16 protein-coding genes are annotated in these 15,831 nt (G+C 65.7%); 7 read left to right on the top strand and 9 right to left on the bottom strand.

From position 1 onward, the window contains the following. Nucleotide 1 precedes the first annotated feature (1 nt). Entirely contained in the window at nt 2-184 is a 183-nt protein-coding gene (locus tag RPC_RS22825) for a hypothetical protein (protein WP_011474953.1), read from the top strand. Nucleotides 185-199: 15 nt separating this feature from the next. On the opposite strand, the gene RPC_RS25195 is transcribed toward RPC_RS22825, so the two are convergent. Together RPC_RS25195 and RPC_RS22815 are read right to left on the bottom strand one after the other, a co-directional pair. After that, complete coding sequence (locus tag RPC_RS25195) at nt 200-745, bottom strand: hypothetical protein (protein WP_157043278.1); 546 nt, start codon at nt 743-745, stop codon at nt 200-202. Between the two features lie 201 nt (nt 746-946). Beyond that, nucleotides 947-1,342: a YchJ family protein gene (locus tag RPC_RS22815; RefSeq protein ID WP_011474951.1), complete on the bottom strand. Its 396-nt coding sequence runs from the start codon at nt 1,340-1,342 to the stop codon at nt 947-949. A gap of 330 nt (nt 1,343-1,672) precedes the next feature. On the opposite strand from RPC_RS22815, the gene RPC_RS25740 reads away from it, so the two are divergent. Genes RPC_RS25740 through RPC_RS22790 form a run of 6 tightly spaced genes read left to right on the top strand, consistent with a single transcriptional unit; the run spans nt 1,673 to nt 9,682 of the window. Continuing rightward, nucleotides 1,673-1,762, top strand: a complete 90-nt coding sequence (locus RPC_RS25740) for a K(+)-transporting ATPase subunit F (RefSeq protein WP_080507376.1) — start codon at nt 1,673-1,675, stop codon at nt 1,760-1,762. Between the two features lie 12 nt (nt 1,763-1,774). Further along, the gene (gene kdpA / locus RPC_RS22810) at nt 1,775-3,478 is read left to right on the top strand and encodes a potassium-transporting ATPase subunit KdpA (RefSeq protein ID WP_011474950.1); all 1,704 of its coding nucleotides are present in this window, start codon (nt 1,775-1,777) and stop codon (nt 3,476-3,478) included. Between the two features lie 24 nt (nt 3,479-3,502). Then, on the top strand, nt 3,503-5,620 hold the full coding sequence (kdpB, locus tag RPC_RS22805; protein ID WP_011474949.1) for a potassium-transporting ATPase subunit KdpB: 2,118 nt from the start codon (nt 3,503-3,505) through the stop codon (nt 5,618-5,620). Between the two features lie 11 nt (nt 5,621-5,631). Further along, entirely contained in the window at nt 5,632-6,231 is a 600-nt protein-coding gene (locus RPC_RS22800; RefSeq protein WP_011474948.1) for a K(+)-transporting ATPase subunit C, read from the top strand. A gap of 41 nt (nt 6,232-6,272) precedes the next feature. Further along, entirely contained in the window at nt 6,273-8,996 is a 2,724-nt protein-coding gene (locus tag RPC_RS22795) for a DUF4118 domain-containing protein (RefSeq protein WP_011474947.1), read from the top strand. Further along, nucleotides 8,993-9,682 (top strand): response regulator, encoded by a 690-nt coding sequence (locus RPC_RS22790; RefSeq protein ID WP_011474946.1) that lies wholly within the window; start codon nt 8,993-8,995, stop codon nt 9,680-9,682. The genes RPC_RS22795 and RPC_RS22790 overlap by 4 nt, the downstream gene beginning before the upstream one ends. A gap of 280 nt (nt 9,683-9,962) precedes the next feature. Here the strand turns inward: RPC_RS22790 and RPC_RS22785 are convergent, their stop codons facing one another. The 7 genes from RPC_RS22785 to RPC_RS22750 all read right to left on the bottom strand — a co-directional run bounded on the left by RPC_RS22785 (nt 9,963) and on the right by RPC_RS22750 (nt 15,728). Further along, entirely contained in the window at nt 9,963-10,355 is a 393-nt protein-coding gene (locus RPC_RS22785) for a NifB/NifX family molybdenum-iron cluster-binding protein (protein ID WP_041802216.1), read from the bottom strand. A gap of 241 nt (nt 10,356-10,596) precedes the next feature. Next, nucleotides 10,597-11,379, bottom strand: coding sequence for a hypothetical protein (locus tag RPC_RS22780; protein ID WP_208855625.1), 783 nt, complete (start codon nt 11,377-11,379; stop codon nt 10,597-10,599). A gap of 275 nt (nt 11,380-11,654) precedes the next feature. Next, the gene (locus tag RPC_RS22775) at nt 11,655-12,092 is read right to left on the bottom strand and encodes a preprotein translocase subunit SecA (ATPase RNA helicase)-like (RefSeq protein WP_011474943.1); all 438 of its coding nucleotides are present in this window, start codon (nt 12,090-12,092) and stop codon (nt 11,655-11,657) included. 103 nt (nt 12,093-12,195) lie between these two features. Further along, on the bottom strand, nt 12,196-12,993 hold the full coding sequence (locus RPC_RS22770) for an energy transducer TonB family protein (RefSeq protein ID WP_011474942.1): 798 nt from the start codon (nt 12,991-12,993) through the stop codon (nt 12,196-12,198). Further along, entirely contained in the window at nt 12,990-13,418 is a 429-nt protein-coding gene (exbD, locus tag RPC_RS22765; protein WP_011474941.1) for a TonB system transport protein ExbD, read from the bottom strand. The genes RPC_RS22770 and exbD overlap by 4 nt, the downstream gene beginning before the upstream one ends. Nucleotides 13,419-13,433: 15 nt before the next feature. After that, entirely contained in the window at nt 13,434-14,312 is an 879-nt protein-coding gene (exbB, locus tag RPC_RS22760) for a tonB-system energizer ExbB (RefSeq protein WP_157043277.1), read from the bottom strand. 1,161 nt (nt 14,313-15,473) lie between these two features. Then, nucleotides 15,474-15,728, bottom strand: coding sequence for a hypothetical protein (locus tag RPC_RS22750; RefSeq protein ID WP_011474938.1), 255 nt, complete (start codon nt 15,726-15,728; stop codon nt 15,474-15,476). Between the last annotated feature and the right edge of the window lie 103 nt (nt 15,729-15,831).

Below are 15,831 nucleotides of genomic sequence, written 5' to 3'. Positions count from 1 at the left end.
GATGAGTTGGTACGTAGACGCGATCGTCGTCGGGGTCATTCTGCCGTGGATCATCATGACCTATCGGCTGATCGCGGCGTTTCGCCGGGGCATTGCGGCCGGGCTGCTGAAATGGCTCACCTATTGCGCGATCAGCGTGCCGGCGATGCTGCTGATCATGTGGGCGATCCAGTTCACGCGATAACGCGAACGCTCGTTCTCAGCCCCGGTTCGGCGCAACGCAGCAATCCGCGGTCGGAGGGTCGATCGGATCGAGGCTGCCCGAGCCTTGTTCCGCCGCGGTCGACTGCGGAAGGCGATCAGCCGGGGCGCCGGGTGCCGACAGCAACGATTTTCCGCCTTCGATGATCACGAAGTTGCGTTGCGGCCGCGCCGAGCGCTGACGCTCGGAGTCGGGCGCCGCAGGGGACGCCGGCGAATTCGCGACGGCTGTTGTGTCGGCCATCTCAGCCGAGGCCTCGGCGGTGGGCACGGCAGAGCGCGGCGCGTCGACGTTTACAACCTCAATGGTCGACAGCAGTTCGCGGCCGGCAGCGGTCACTTCCCAGCCGTGGGCATTCCGAACCACGAGGCGTTGACCGAAGATGTCGAGCTGCGGGGCGCGCGCCAACATCTGATTCATCCGGTCGGTCCAGTCTTTGCCGCTGGCGCCCAGAATCGCGAGGTCGGCTTTGAGCATGTCAACGGTCGCGCATCCGTTGGGATAGCTCGACAACACCTTCAGAATGGCCACTTGCAACGACACGATTACGCTCCGACTCAGCCGACTCAAAAGACCGGGTCCCGCCCATTATCGCTTCGGGATGACGGCTGTCCAGCAAACCACCAGTTATCCCCAGTCTCGCCGGCGAGGCGGCGCGGGGCTTGCTGTTTGGAGTAGTAGGATACGGTCTAGCGGCGATGGATCGCGGAATCGGCGGCCGCCTTCGACCGGCGGTGCTTGGCATCACGCGCGGTTGGCGACCATGCGGCCTTCGCGGAAGAACCAGCGGCCGCGATGTTTGCGAAACTCCGATCGCTCGTGGTGCTTTTGCTCGGGGCCGGTGCCTTGCCGGAACCAGGCGATGAATTCCACCTCGCCGCGGCTGCCCTGCTGCGAACTGCTCAAGATATCCAGCCCGGTGAAAGTCGAGCCGTCCATCCAGGCGCGATTGGCGTCGTGGTCGAGTTCGTCGCGGACCTGCGGATCGGTGGAGTTGAGGATATAGTCGAAGTCCTTTCGGACATAGGCCGCATAGCGCGACCGCATCAGCGCTTCCGGAGTTGCCGCCGGCGTGGTCCCGGCGAGCAGCGGCCCGCAACATTGATCGAACGGTTTGTCGGCGCAGCACAGGCACTTCATTAGGCGAACCCCGTCTTTCCGTGAACGGCGAGAGGCATAGCGCTATCGCCGGCGCGAAGCCAAGGCCGCAATTGGGGGCCGCAATTGGGCGGCGTCGGTTCCGCAGGCCGGCCTTTATGAGATTCCTATAAGTCCGCTGCCGCTGCCGCCTCGAAAACCTATGCCGGCAGGCGCACCTGATCACTCGGCCGGGATCTGATCCGCCGGCCAAGATCACCGCGCAACGGAGCATCTCATGCTGGACATTCTCATGCTGGGCCTCGGGCTTGGATTCTTCGCGCTGTCGGTCGGCTACGCCTACGGCTGCGACCGGCTTTGAGGAGCACACCCATGACATTCGATCTCACCCTCGCCGGCATCGTGACAGTCGGGCTCTTGATCTACCTGACCTACGCCTTGCTGCGGCCTGAGCGTTTCTGAAGGGCGAACACCATGACACTCATCGGCTGGATTCAAATCGCATTGTACTGTGCCATCGTGGTCGCGCTGGCCAAGCCGCTCGGCTGGTACATGACGCGGGTGTTCACCGGCGAATGGACGCCGCTGTCGCCGCTGCTGCGGCCGGTCGAGGCCGGGCTGTACTGGCTCGGCGGCGTCGACGCCAAGCGCGAGCAGCATTGGCTCACCTATACGGTGGCGATGCTATTGTTTCACGTCGGCGGCTTTCTCATTCTCTATGCCGTGCTGCGACTGCAGGCGGTGTTGCCGTTCAATCCGCAGGAGCAGTCGGCGGTGGCGCCGGATCTCGCGTTCAACACCGCGATCAGTTTCCTCACCAATACCAACTGGCAGAACTACGGCGGCGAGAGCACGCTGTCCTATCTGTCGCAGATGCTCGGCCTGACGACTCAGAATTTCCTCTCGGCGGCGACCGGCATCGCGTTGGCGGTCGCCCTCATTCGCGGCTTCGCGCGTTCCTCGATGCGCACCATCGGCAATTTCTGGGTCGACGTCACCCGCTGCGTGCTCTACGTGCTGCTGCCGATCTGCGTCGTCTACGCGCTGTTCCTGGTGTGGCAGGGCATGCCGCAAACGCTGAATGCCTATGTCGACGCCACTACGCTGGAAGGCGCCAAGCAAACCATCGCGGTCGGCCCGGTGGCGTCGCAGGTGGCGATCAAGATGCTCGGCACCAATGGCGGCGGCTTCTTTAACGCCAACGCGTCGCATCCGTTCGAGAACCCGACCGCGCTGTCGAATTTCGTGCAGATGCTGTCGATCTTCGCGCTCGGCGCCGGCTTCACCAACGTGTTCGGTCGCATGGTCGGCAATCAGCGGCAGGGCTGGGCGATCCTCGGCGTGATGGGCGTGCTGTTCATCGCCGGCGTGGCGATCACCTATTGGGCTGAAGCCAGCGGCACCACCGGCCTCAACGCGCTGCGGCTCGCCGGCGGCAACATGGAAGGCAAGGAAGTCCGCTTCGGCATCGTCGCCTCCAGCCTGTTCGCGGTGATCACCACTGCCGCGTCGTGCGGCGCGGTCAACGCCATGCACGACTCGTTCACCGCGCTCGGCGGCATGATCCCGCTGATCAACATGCAGCTCGGCGAGATCATCGTCGGCGGCGTCGGCGCCGGGCTCTACGGCATGCTGTTGTTCGTGGTGCTGGCGATCTTCGTCGCAGGCTTGATGGTCGGCCGAACGCCGGAATATGTCGGCAAGAAGATCGAGGCCCGCGAGGTCAAGATGGCGATGCTGGCGATCCTGGTGCTGCCGTTGATGTATCTCGGCTGGACCGCGGTGGCGGTGGTGCTGCCGTCCGCGGTGGCGTCGATCGCCAATCCCGGCCCGCACGGCTTCAGCGAGGTGCTGTACGCCTTCACCTCGGCGACTGGCAACAACGGCTCGGCGTTCGGCGGGCTCACCGGCAACACGCTGTTCTACAATCTGACGCTCGCCACCTCGATGTTGGTCGGCCGCTTCTTCATGATCGTGCCGGCGATGGCGCTGGCCGGATCATTGGCGGCGAAGAAATCGATCCCGGCCTCGGCCGGCACGCTGCCGACCACCGGCGGGCTGTTCATCGGCCTGGTCGTCGGCGTCATCCTGATCATCGGCGGTCTCACCTTCTTTCCGGCGCTGGCGCTCGGCCCGATCGTCGAGCACCTCGCGATGACCGCCAACACCCTGTTCTGATCGACCACATTCGGAGTGACCTCAATGGATAAACTCAAAACCAGCAGGCGGGCCAGCCGCTCGGCGATGATCGATCCGGCGATCATGCTGCCGGCGGTCGGTCAGGCCTTCGTCAAGCTCGATCCGCGGCTGATGATCAAGAACCCGGTGATGTTCGTGGTCGAAGTCGTCGCGGCGTTGACCACGGTGATCTTCGCCAAAAACGTGGTGCAGGGTGGCGCCGATCTCGGCTTCACCTTCCAGATCATCCTGTGGCTGTGGTTCACCGTATTGTTCGCCAACTTTGCCGAAGCGGTCGCCGAAGGCCGCGGCAAGGCGCAGGCCGACACGCTGCGGCAGACCCGCTCCAACACCAAGGCCAAGCGGCTGCTGATCGAGGACAACTTCGAACTCTACGAAGGCGTCGCCGCGGAGCAGCTGGAGCAAGGCGATCTGGTGCTGGTCGAAGCCGGCGATATCATTCCCGGCGACGGCGAAGTGATCCGCGGCGTGGCCTCGGTCAACGAGGCGGCGATCACTGGCGAATCCGCCCCGGTGATCCGCGAATCCGGCGGCGACCGTTCGGCGGTGACCGGCGGCACGCTGGTGATTTCCGATCGCATCGTGGTGCGGATCACCGCATCGAAGGGCACCTCGTTCCTCGATCGCATGATCGGCCTGATCGAAGGCGCGGCGCGGCAGAAGACACCGAACGAGATCGCGCTGAACATTCTGCTGATCGGCCTCACCATCATCTTCATCTTCGCCACCGTGACGATCCCGAGCTACGCCGCCTATGCGGGCGGTTCGATCTCGGTGGTGGTGCTGGTGGCGCTGTTCGTGACGTTGATCCCGACCACGATCGGCGCGCTGTTGTCGGCGATCGGCATCGCCGGCATGGACCGGCTGGTGCGCTTCAACGTGCTGGCGATGAGTGGCCGCGCGGTGGAGGCCGCCGGCGACGTCGACACCTTGCTGCTCGACAAGACCGGCACCATCACGCTCGGCAATCGCGAGGCCACCGAATTCCGCCCGGTGCACGGCGTCAGCGAACTTGAACTGGCTGATGCGGCGCAGCTGGCCTCGCTGGCCGACGAGACGCCGGAAGGTCGCTCCATCGTGGTGCTGGCGAAAGAGAAGCACGGCCTGCGCAGCCGCGACATGGCGGAGCTCAACGCCGCCTTCATTCCGTTCACCGCGCAGACAAGGATGAGCGGCGTCGATGCCGGCGCGTCCTGGGTGCGTAAGGGCGCGGTGGATGCGATCCTCAACCATGTCGAAGGCGGTGGGCGGTCGCGCGCCATCGCATCAGGCAACGCGGCGCGCGCGATGGCGTCGATGTCGGAGCCGGCGCGGGAGATCTTCGCGATCGCCGACGAGGTGGCCAAGGCCGGCGGCACGCCTTTGGCGGTCGCCAAGGACGGCCGGCTGCTCGGCGTTGTTCACCTCAAGGACATCGTCAAGGGCGGCATTCGCGAGCGCTTCGCCGAATTGCGGCGGATGGGCATCCGCACCGTGATGATCACCGGCGACAATCCGATGACCGCAGCGGCGATCGCCGCCGAAGCCGGGGTCGACGACTTCCTGGCGCAGGCCACGCCGGAGGACAAATTGAAACTGATCCGCGACGAACAGGCCAAAGGAAAACTGGTAGCGATGTGCGGTGACGGCACCAACGACGCCCCGGCGCTCGCGCAGGCCGACGTCGGTGTGGCGATGAACACAGGAACGCAGGCGGCGCGCGAAGCCGGCAACATGGTCGACCTGGATTCCAACCCGACCAAGCTGATCGAGGTGGTGGAAATCGGCAAGCAGCTGTTGATGACGCGCGGCGCGCTGACCACGTTTTCGATCGCCAACGACGTGGCGAAGTACTTCGCCATCATCCCGGCGATCTTCCTCGCCTTCTATCCGCAGCTGCAGGCGCTCAACGTCATGCAGCTGGCGAGCCCGCAGAGCGCGATCCTGTCGGCGATCATCTTCAACGCGCTGATCATCATCGCGCTGATCCCGCTGGCCTTGAAGGGCGTCGCCTACCGCGCCATCGGCGCCGGCGCGCTGCTGCGCCGCAACCTGCTGGTCTATGGGCTCGGTGGCTTGATTATCCCGTTCGTCGGCATCAAGGCGATCGACCTTGCGGTCAACGCTTTGCATCTGGTTTGAGGAGAACGATCATGTTGAAAGAAATCCGGCCCGCCATCGTGCTGTTGCTGGCGCTGACGCTGCTCACCGGCCTGGCTTACCCCTTGGCGATGACCGCGCTCGCCGGCGTGATCTTCCCGAAGCAGGCGCAAGGCAGTCTGATCGAACAGGACGGCCAGGTGATCGGCTCGGCGCTGATCGGCCAGCCGTTCACCGAAGACAAGTATTTCCATGGCCGCCCCTCGGCGACCACGGCCGCCGATCCGCAGGATTCCAGCAAGACGGTGCCGGCGCCGTATAATGCGGCGAACTCCGCCGGCTCCAATCTCGGCCCGACCAACAAGGCGCTGATCGACCGGGTCAAGGACGATGTCGACAAGCTGAAGGCGGAGAATCCCTCCGCCGCGGTGCCGGTCGATCTGGTCACCACCTCGGCGAGCGGGCTTGACCCCGACATCTCGCCGGAGGCCGCGCTGTTCCAGGTGCCGCGCGTCGCCAAAGCGCGGGGACTGTCAGAGGAGCGGCTGCGCCAGCTGGTGAGCGATCACAGCAAAGCCCGGCTGGCCGGGCTGCTCGGCGAGCCGCGGGTCAACGTGCTGGCGCTCAATCTGGCGCTCGATGCGGCGAAGTAGCCAACACTAGGCCGGCCGCCGGGCAGAGGCTATGATGCGATATGGCCGATCACCGCCGCAACGCTGACCAACGACCCTCGCCCGACGCGCTGCTCGACGCCGCGCGTCGCGAGGACGATGGCCGCGGCCGGCTGAAGATCTTCGTCGGCGCCGCGCCCGGCGTCGGCAAGACCTTCGAGATGCTGCAAAGCGCCCACGCCAAGCGCAAGGCCGGCGTCGACGTCGTGGTCGGCGTGGTCGAGACCCACGGTCGCTCCGAGACCGAGGCGCTGCTCGCAGGCCTCGAAGTGATCCCGCGCCGCCGGCTCGACTACAAGGATCACGTGCTCGACGAGATGGATCTCGACGCGCTGATCGCGCGGCGCCCGCGATTGGCGCTGGTCGACGAATTGGCGCACAGCAACGCGCCCGGCAGCCGCCATCCCAAGCGCTATCTCGACGTCGAGGAACTGCTCAGCCACGGCATCGACGTCTACACCGCGGTGAACATCCAGCACATCGAAAGCCTCAACGACGTGGTGGCGCAGATCACCCACGTCCGTGTCCGCGAGACCGTGCCGGATTCGATCTTCGACCGCGCCGACGCCATCGAGCTGGTCGATCTCACCCCGGACGATCTGATCCAGCGGCTGCGCGAGGGCAAGGTCTATGTGCCGAAGCAAGCCGAGCGCGCGCTGGAGCACTACTTCTCGCCGGGCAATCTGACGGCGCTGCGCGAATTGGCGCTGCGCCGCACCGCCGAGCGGGTCGACGAGCAGTTGCTCAACCACATGCAGGCCAACGCGATCGCCGGGCCGTGGGCGGCCGGCGAGCGCATCCTGGTCTGCATCAACGAGGACACCCGCTCCGCCGGCCTGGTACGCTACACGCGACGGCTGGCGGACCGGCTGCACGCGCCGTGGAGCGCGATCTGCGTCGAGACCAGGAGCGCGCAGCGGCTGACCGAGGTCGAACGCGACCGGCTCGCCGACACCTTGCGGTTGGCCGAGGCGCTGGGCGGCGAGGGGATGACGATCCCGGGCAGCGGCCGCCACGTCGCCGACGACGTCATCAGCTTCGCCCACAACAACAACGTCACTCAGATCGTGGTCGGCAAATCCACCCGCTCGCTATGGGTGGAATTGTTGCGCGGCTCGGTGGTGCACGATCTGATCCGGCGTGCCGGCAATATCAGCGTCCACGTCATCGCCGGCGAGGAACTTGCCGCCGATCCGGTGGCCCGCAAGACCGTGAAGACGCTGGAGCGGAACGACTCGTTCGATCCAAGACCTTATCTGATGGCGGTGCTGATGGTCGCAGCCGCGCTCGGCCTCGCTATCTTGATCGAGCCGACCTTCGGCGTCGTCAACGTCGATCTGGTGTTTCTCACCGCAGTGGTCAGCGTCGCGGTGCGCTACGGTCTTCTTCCGTCGCTGCTGGCCAGCGTCACCGCGTCGTTGTGCTACAACTTCTTCTTTCTGCCGCCGTTCTATACCTTCACGATCGCCGAGCCGACCAATATCGCGGCGTTCCTGTTCTTCATGCTGATTGCGCTATTGGTCTCCAATCTCGCCGGCCGGGTGCGCAGCCAGGCGGTGTCGGCGATCGGCCGGGTGCGCACCACGGAATCGCTGTACGCCTTCAGCCGCAAGCTCGCCGGCACCGCGGCGCTCGACGACGTATTATGGGCCACCGCCTATCAGGCGGCGTTGATGCTGCACGTCCGCGTGGTGCTGTTGTTGCCGGAGGACGGCCGCATCGTGGTGAAGGCCGGCTATCCGCCCGAGGACCAGCTCGACGACGCCGACCTCGCGGCGGCGAATTGGGCGTGGAGCAATGATCGGCCGGCGGGACGCGGCTCCGAGACGCTGCCCGGCGCCAAGCGGCTGTTTCTGCCGATGCGCACCGGCCGCGGCCCGATCGGCGTGATCGGCATCGACGACGATCGCAGCGGGCCGCTGCTGACGCCGGACCAGCGCCGGCTGCTCGACGCGCTGGTCGATCAGGGCGCGCTGGCGATCGAGCGGGTGCAATTGGTCGAGGACATGGACCGGGTCAAGCGCTCGGCGGAATCCGATCGGCTGCGCCAGGCGCTGCTGACCTCGATCTCGCACGACCTGAAGACGCCGCTCGCCGCCGTGCTCGGCGCCGCCTCGACGTTGCGCGATCTGTCGCCGAAACTGTCGGATGCGCAGCGCGCCGAACTAATCGGCAGCATCGTCGAAGAATCCGAGCGGCTCAACCGCTTCATCGCCAACCTGTTGGACATGACGCGGCTCGAAGCCGGCGCGGTGGTGCCGAATGCGGCGCTGCACGACCTCGGCGACGTGGTCGGCAGCGCGCTGCGCCGCGCCGCGACGATTCTCGCGCACCACAACGTCCAACTCGATCTCGAGGCCGAGCTGCCGATGCTGCAGATCGACGCCGTGTTGTTCGAGCAGGCGATCTTCAATCTGTTGGACAATGCCGCCAAATATGCGCCGCTCGGCACCACCATCACCGTCCGGGCGGCGCGCCATGGCGACGCGGTGCTGCTGCAGATCATCGACGAGGGCGAGGGCATTCCGCCGGAGGATTTGGAAACGGTGTTCGACAAATTCTATCGGGTGCGTAAATCCGATCAGGTGCGCGCCGGCACCGGGCTTGGGCTCGCCATCTCGCGCGGCTTCATCGAGGCGATGCAGGGCTCGATGACGGCGGCCAATCGCAGCGATCGCAGCGGCGCGGTGCTGAGCATCCGGCTGCCGGTGCCGCCGGCGCGCGCAGCATTGGACACCGCGGCATGAGCGGCGTTCCGATCAAGGTGCTGGTGATCGACGACGAGCCGCCGATCCGCAAATTGCTGCGGATGGGGCTCGGCACCCAGGGCTACGACATTCTCGAAGCCAGCAACGGCAAGCTCGCGCTGGAGCTGTTGGCGCAACAGCCGGCCTTGATCATTCTCGATCTCGGCCTGCCGGACATCCAGGGTCACGAATTGCTGCGCATCATCCGCGCCCGCGACGCCCACGTGCCGGTCGTGGTGCTGTCGAGCCGCGGCGACGAGGCCGGCAAGGTGCAGGCGCTCGATCTCGGCGCCGACGATTATCTCACCAAGCCGTTCGGTATGGAGGAATTGCTGGCGCGGATGCGCGCGGCGCTGCGCCATCAATTGCAGGTGCAGGGCGAACGCCCGGTGTTTCACGCAGGCTCGCTGTCGGTCGATCTGGTGCGCCGCCTCGTCAAGGTCGGCGAGAAAGATATCAAGCTGTCGCCGAAGGAATACGACTTGCTGCGGGTGCTGGTGCAGCACGCCGGCAAGGTTCTGACCCATCGTTTTCTGCTGAAGGAATTATGGAACGAACTCACCGACGCGCAATATTTGCGGGTCTATGTCCGGCAGCTGCGGCAGAAGATCGAACCCGACCCGGAGCGGCCGCAATTCCTGCTCACCGAAACCGGCATCGGCTATCGGTTGCGGGCGCCGGATTAGTTTGTATCGGGCAAGACGCCTGTTGGTGGATCGGCGCGCCTGGAAATTGGTTGATCGGTGCGCCGGCAAAATAACAGGCCTTCATTCCGGGGCGCGAGGGCGTCAGCCCGAGCGAACCCGGAATCTCGCAACAGCTGCGGCGCTGCGCGGCCGCTTGGCCGTGCGGCAAGATTCCGGGTTCGCTCGCAGCTTCGCTGCTCGCGCCCCGGAATGACGGGAGAGGCGTGGTGCGACCTCTCAATGCGTCGTCCCTGCGAACGCAGCGACGACGGGCGCTCGCTCAATGCCGCGAGAACAGGTCGCGCAGGCGGCACAGCGTGGTGGTGATGTCGAAGCGCTGATCGGGCAAGGCTTCGCCGGCGATCAGGCGGTTGATCGCGAGCACCGGATCGGTCTCGCCGGTCAGCAGCACGTCGGCGCCGCGCTTCTTCATGTGGCGGATGAAGCCGTCGCCGGCGCTGCCCGCCAGCATGATCTCGACGCCGTCGAGCGGATGCGGGCCGTCGTCCTTGAAATAATGCGGCAGCTGCTCTTTGGTCAATTCGACGCGGGCGGGGGCCGGCAGCGCCTGGCCGGCGGACTGGTCGGTCAGATCATAGACCAGCCAGCAGTGCGACTGCCCGGCGTGGCCGCTGACGGTAGCCCAGTCTTTGGTGGGGACGGCGATCTTCATGTCCAGTCTTTCCAACGCATTCAGACTGGCTCGCATACAACATCAGGCGGCGTCGCGGTCAAGCCGGAGCCGCTCTGGCGGCGTGACCGAACGAGCAGCGACGAGCGTCGTCATTGCGAGCCGCGGGCGGCGCGTAGCGTCGGCCGAGCAGCGAAGCAATCCATCAGCCTCGCGGGGGAGCCCTGGATGGATTCGTCGCAAGAGGTCCTGCAACGACGGCTGAAGCGCCTGACGCGTGGCGTTACAGCGGCTCGGCGGCGTCGGACGACGGCGCGCGGCGCGACGGATTCCACCGCGACACGGTCCACCACAACGGCGCCACCACAGCGGCTGCAATTAGCAAGATCAATACCAGGAACATCGCCGATCGCTCCAGGAAGGCGATACCGGGGACGGCCAGCGCCAGCAGCACCCCGACCAAGCCGATCTTCCAGGCCTTGAGGTGGACGCCCGCGGTGAACGTGCCGAGCGCCAGCACCGTGAGCACCGACAGCGCGCCGGCTTCGGCGGTCATGATCCGGGTCACGTCGGAGACATAGACCAATTCCATCGCCAGCAGCACCGCAATCCAATGTAGCGCCTGGGTCCAGATCAACCGCACCCGGTCTTGCCGGCTGGCGGCATCGCCCCAGCCGGCGGCGACGCAGATCGCGCCCACCAGCGGCGTCAGCACCATCCAATAGGCACGGATCGGCTCGTCGGATAGGCCGGTGTAGGCCACTCCGAACAGTACCAGCACCAGCATCGACAAATACTGCCATTCCTGCCGTACGAAGCCGAAAATGCTTGATCGCCAGCTCGCCGCGGGGGCGACCTCCGGCGCGGCTGCGATCGCCGGGTCCGCCGCGATCTCGGATCGCAATGGAGTCACAGGATCGGGGGACTCGGGAGAAAAGTCGGCGGCGTCCGGCGGCAATCCGGCAGCGCCGCGACGCAGTTCGGCGGGGTCCGGGCGCTGCTCGGCCGGATGCAGATCGACATCGTGCGGCGGCAGCTTGTCGTTATCGTGCGGGAGGCTGGTCATGGGATCGCTCGCCATCGTCAGGGAACCTAAAATAAGCGGCAGGGAACAGTTTGGTTCCCGCGACCCGCTCGGCCACGGTGTTTGTGATTAGGATACCGTCGGCGAATGGCCGATCGATGATGCGAGCGAGCTGCGCTCGGGCCCAAGCCGCATCGCATGCGCGGTCACCTCGTGGCGGAATTCGCGCGCGAGCAATTCGAACAGCGCAAAGGCTTCGATCTGGAATTCGGCGATCAGCTTGTGCTGCGGCAGCCGGCGGTCGCCGATCCGCCGCTTCAGATGCTCCAGCCGCCGGCCTTGGCGATGATACGGGCCTCGTCTGCGTGGTGGCGAGCGTGCAGCACGGTGAAGGTTCTTTCGCCATCGCCTTGGCTCCAGCCGTGCGCGGCAAAATACGCCGCCACCGCGTCGCAGTGCTCGATCGAGGGCGTGCCGATCAGCACCGGTTGGCCGCGTCTGTGCGCCTCTTCCACCGCCACCACCAAGGTTGCGGTCAGCGTCTTGCCCTCTCCGGTCTGCATCTCGGCGACGCAACCGTCGCGCAACGCCAAGCCGCCGATCAGCTGCTCGGCGACGTGGGCTTCCGCCAGCGTGCGCCGCGCCGCCTCGCGCACCAGCGCGAACATTGGCAGCGCGAGTTCGTCGAGCGGCGTGCCGGCCGCGCGCTGGCGCAGGCATTGTGCACGCTCGCGCGAGGCCGCGTCGGACAGCATTGCGTGCTCTGGGCCAAGGCTGATGATCTGCTGGCCACGGCGCGATAGCGCGCCAGCCTGCGGCCGGCGCGCGAGCCGAACGCGGCGCGGGCCAGCCGCGGCATCATTTCAATTGGAACAGGATCGGCACCGAGAACGCGAACTGGGGGCCGCCGACCTCGGCGGGCGGCACCGGCAACGGCTGCGCGCGCTGTAACAGCGCCAGCGTCTCGCGGTCGAGCGCCTCCGAGCCGCTGCCCTTGACGATCGAACTCGACATCACGCGGCCCTGGCGGTCGACCACGAACGACACCTTGGCGACGCCGCTCTCGCGCCGCGCCTGGGCGTCCGGCGGGTAGCGCTTGTTGCGCTGCAGATGCAGCGCCAGCTGCCGCTTCCAGCTCACCAGCATCGCAGTGCGCGCGGCCGACGCCGTTGGCGCCGTGGTGGCGGAGGCCGCGACCACCGGCGGCGCCGCGTTCGGAGTCTTCTCGGCGTCGTCTTTCTTTTCTTCTTCTTTCTTTTTCTCCGGCGGCGCCGCGGTGTCGAGCGCGACGTCGGGCTCGGCCACCGCCGGCAACGGCGGCGTCGCTATCGGTTCGTCGGGCGTCGGCTGCGGATCCTTGACCGGCTCGGTCTTGTCCTCGGCCTTGAGTTCGGCCTTCTCCATCGGCGGCGGAGCGGCGTCGGTCTGCATCTGCTCCTCGCCGGGAGCGACGTCGCGGGCTTGGGAGTCCTTGAAGGATTCGGTGGTGAAATCGACATCGATCGCGGTGACGGAATCCTGCGTATCGCCTTCCGCTGGCGGCTTGGCCAGCAGCGCCGCGGCGACCGCGCCGTGCAGGCTCAGCGTCACCACAAAGCAGAGCCCCCAGCGCGCAAAATCCTTGCGGGTGACGCCGCGATAGGAGGCCACACTCATGGCGTGGCGCTCTCCAGCCCGACCAGCGCGATCTTCAGATAGCCGGCGCCGCGCAGATCGTTCATCAGCGTCATCACGTCGCCATAGGGGATGGTCTTGTCGGCGCGCACGAACAGCCGCTTGGTGCGGTCCGACGACGTCACCTGATCGAGCGCCGCCGCGAGGCTGTCGCGCGACAGCGGATTTTCGCCGACCGCCAATGAGCGATCCGCCTTCATGGTGACGAAGATCGGCTTCTCCGGCCGCGGCTGCCGCTTCATCGTCGAGGCAGGAAGATCCACGGCGATATCGACGGTGGCGAGCGGGGCTGCGATCATGAAGATGATCAACAGCACCAGGATCACGTCGATGAACGGCGTGACGTTGATTTCGCTGAGCTGCTGCATCTCGTCGTCGGCAGATGCGGTCTGAAGCTGTCCGGCCACGCGCTCTTCCCCCGGCTATTCGGCGGCGTGCCGACGCGGCATGTAGGAGACGCGGTCGAGGTCGCGGCTCACCATGCGCATCAGTTCGGCCGAGCCGTCATTCAACAGGCCGCGATAGCCCATGATGGAGCGCGCAAACATGTTGTAGATCACCACCGCGGGGATCGCCGCGACCAGGCCGAGCGCGGTGGCGAGCAGCGCCTCGGCGATGCCCGGCGCCACCACCGCCAGATTGGTGGTCTGCGATTTCGAAATCCCGATGAAAGCGTTCATGATGCCCCACACGGTGCCGAACAGCCCGACAAACGGGCCGATCGAGCCGATGGTCGCCAGGATGCCGGTGCCGCGCGTCATCCGCCGCGCCGCGCCTGCCTCGATGCGGCTGAACAGCGAGCCGACGCGTTCCTTGATGCCGTCGTGATTGGCGGTGTCCTGCGAGCGTTGCAATTCGCCGGCCGCGGCGCGCGCCAGCACCGCGATGTCGCTGTCGGCGTCCTGCAGCTTGGCGCAGGCCTCGCGCAGCGTCTGCGAGGCTTCGACGATGCCGAGATCGCGGCCTAAACGGCGGCGCGCGGTGGCGAGTTCGATGGTCTTGGTGAGCCACACCGACCAGGTCAGGACCGACGCCAGCGCCAGACCGATCATCACCATCTTGACGATGGAATCGGCGGCCATGAACATCCCGATCGGCGTCAGATCGTGCGGCAGCACCGGCGCCAATTCGGAGGCCGTGGCAAGCTCGGTGGCGGGCGGCGGCGATGCGGAGTCGGAGACTGCGGGCGGCTGGGGCGCCGGCGCCTGCGCCATCATCAGAGTCGGGGTGAGACAAAGCGTTGCCGCCAACAGCAGCGCCGCGATCCGGGATCGGCCAGCGCGATCGCGCGAGCGCGGCATGCGTCCGTGAAGTGAACTCACTAACATACGTTGGTTTCTTTTGTCGTTGTTGGCCGAGCGACGTCCGCGCAATCCAGCGCGCCGAAGGCATCAGCCGCGCCCCTTGAGTGGTCTATCGCTACCGCTTCGCGATTGAAAGAAACAAGCCGTGTGTCATTTTAGAATCGCTAAAAGACACGATTTGGAATCTCTCTAGAGTGCGCGGCGACCGCTGTCGTATTCCAGACATGGCCCTGAAGCGCGCCGCGCATCGGGTGTCCTTCATGCAGCATTCAACGAGAGATTTATAAGTCTGTGGTTGCGGGGGACTGTTGCGACGAAGTAATCCAGGGCCGCCGGTGTGGCGCTGGCTTGCTTCGCTTTCACGCGGCGCTGCGCCGAACTCCGCTCGCCATCACGAACTTGAACGACGAAGCCGCCGGACCAACCGCTGGCGCTTGGCAGCAAATACGCCCCGTGAACGCAGCAAGATTAGAACATCTATAAACCCGCGTGTTGAGCGCTTTGATCCGTTGCAGCGACGTAGTCGCAAAGCCAAGAGAAAATTGGGGCGTCGCCTGCGTGTCCTCTGCAAGTTCGCGGCAAATCATCGCGAGCGGGGGAGTTCGGGCTGATGAGCATCATTTCGCTGGGGCAGGCGGCGTCAGAACATCTAATGGCGTGCTGTCACGCGGCCCTTCCAAGCTGGCCTGGAGCAAGACCACGATCGGCATCGCCTCGGTGATGCTGATGCCAGACTCCGCGGATGCCCAGCCGGTGTCGAGCAGCGATGATCTACCCCAAGTGGCGTCACCGCGCCGAAACGCCAGCAGGCCAAGGCGCATGGCCATTGTTACAGATGGAGATATTGGAGCGGTAATCAGCGGCCGCTGGGTCGCGTAACCACATCGATCCAAGTTTCGCTACAGTTGCAATTTTGGTTCGCTCCAAACTTCGCCAGACGAAGTCATCGCGCGTCGGTCGGTCGCGGCGCGCTGTTGAAATTGTGGAGGCTTACAATGAGTGCGTGCCCCGGACGCAATGCGAAGCGCCGCACTCGCGGCGTGGTGTTGCAGATCCGGGGCCATGACGACGCTGCCTCTGCGCCGGTCCCGGATCTGCGGAGCAGCGCGACGCGCTGCGCCGCGTCCGCGACCGGATGGCGCAACTACGGAGAGCCTGTTACTTGCCGGCCGCGCTGCGCCGGGCGATCGCGGCGTCGATCGCGAGCATCAATTTCTGATTGACGTCGTTCATGCCGTCGAGGAAGGCTTCGGCGGGAAGCTGGCCGTCGACCAGCGTGGCCTCGTCGACCTCGTCCTCGACCACGTCGGTCTTCAGCGCGGCGGGGTCGGGGTGGGTATTGATGAGCAGCACGACGATATTGAACAGCGCCTTGAGTTGGCCGTCGATGAATTCGAGCTTCTGGTCGGTCATTGCAAAGGCTCTCGCGGATCGTGGCGGAAACTAACTGCGCGGCAAATTAGATGTGGCCCCTCGACGGTGCAAGGCGTCCTGCGAGACGCATCGTTGTGGATCC

It is taken from the genome of Rhodopseudomonas palustris BisB18, assembly GCF_000013745.1.
Lineage (GTDB): Bacteria > Pseudomonadota > Alphaproteobacteria > Rhizobiales > Xanthobacteraceae > Rhodopseudomonas_A > Rhodopseudomonas_A palustris_F.
This window is presented reverse-complemented; position numbering and strand designations above follow the sequence as displayed.

Bases quoted from the DNA above. Each gene is read 5' to 3' on its own strand.
- RPC_RS22775 (WP_011474943.1), bottom strand. From the start codon at position 12,092: ATGCTGTCCGACGCGGCCTCGCGCGAGCGTGCACAATGCCTGCGCCAG.
- kdpA (WP_011474950.1), top strand. From the start codon at position 1,775: ATGACACTCATCGGCTGGATTCAAATCGCATTGTACTGTGCCATCGTG.
- RPC_RS22790 (WP_011474946.1), top strand. From the start codon at position 8,993: ATGAGCGGCGTTCCGATCAAGGTGCTGGTGATCGACGACGAGCCGCCG.
- RPC_RS22750 (WP_011474938.1), bottom strand. From the start codon at position 15,728: ATGACCGACCAGAAGCTCGAATTCATCGACGGCCAACTCAAGGCGCTG.
- kdpB (WP_011474949.1), top strand. From the start codon at position 3,503: ATGGATAAACTCAAAACCAGCAGGCGGGCCAGCCGCTCGGCGATGATC.
- RPC_RS25740 (WP_080507376.1), top strand. From the start codon at position 1,673: ATGACATTCGATCTCACCCTCGCCGGCATCGTGACAGTCGGGCTCTTG.
- RPC_RS22815 (WP_011474951.1), bottom strand. From the start codon at position 1,342: ATGAAGTGCCTGTGCTGCGCCGACAAACCGTTCGATCAATGTTGCGGG.
- exbB (WP_157043277.1), bottom strand. From the start codon at position 14,312: ATGCCGCGCTCGCGCGATCGCGCTGGCCGATCCCGGATCGCGGCGCTG.
- RPC_RS22770 (WP_011474942.1), bottom strand. From the start codon at position 12,993: ATGAGTGTGGCCTCCTATCGCGGCGTCACCCGCAAGGATTTTGCGCGC.
- RPC_RS22825 (WP_011474953.1), top strand. From the start codon at position 2: ATGAGTTGGTACGTAGACGCGATCGTCGTCGGGGTCATTCTGCCGTGG.
- RPC_RS22795 (WP_011474947.1), top strand. From the start codon at position 6,273: ATGGCCGATCACCGCCGCAACGCTGACCAACGACCCTCGCCCGACGCG.
- RPC_RS22785 (WP_041802216.1), bottom strand. From the start codon at position 10,355: ATGAAGATCGCCGTCCCCACCAAAGACTGGGCTACCGTCAGCGGCCAC.
- RPC_RS22780 (WP_208855625.1), bottom strand. From the start codon at position 11,379: ATGACCAGCCTCCCGCACGATAACGACAAGCTGCCGCCGCACGATGTC.
- RPC_RS22800 (WP_011474948.1), top strand. From the start codon at position 5,632: ATGTTGAAAGAAATCCGGCCCGCCATCGTGCTGTTGCTGGCGCTGACG.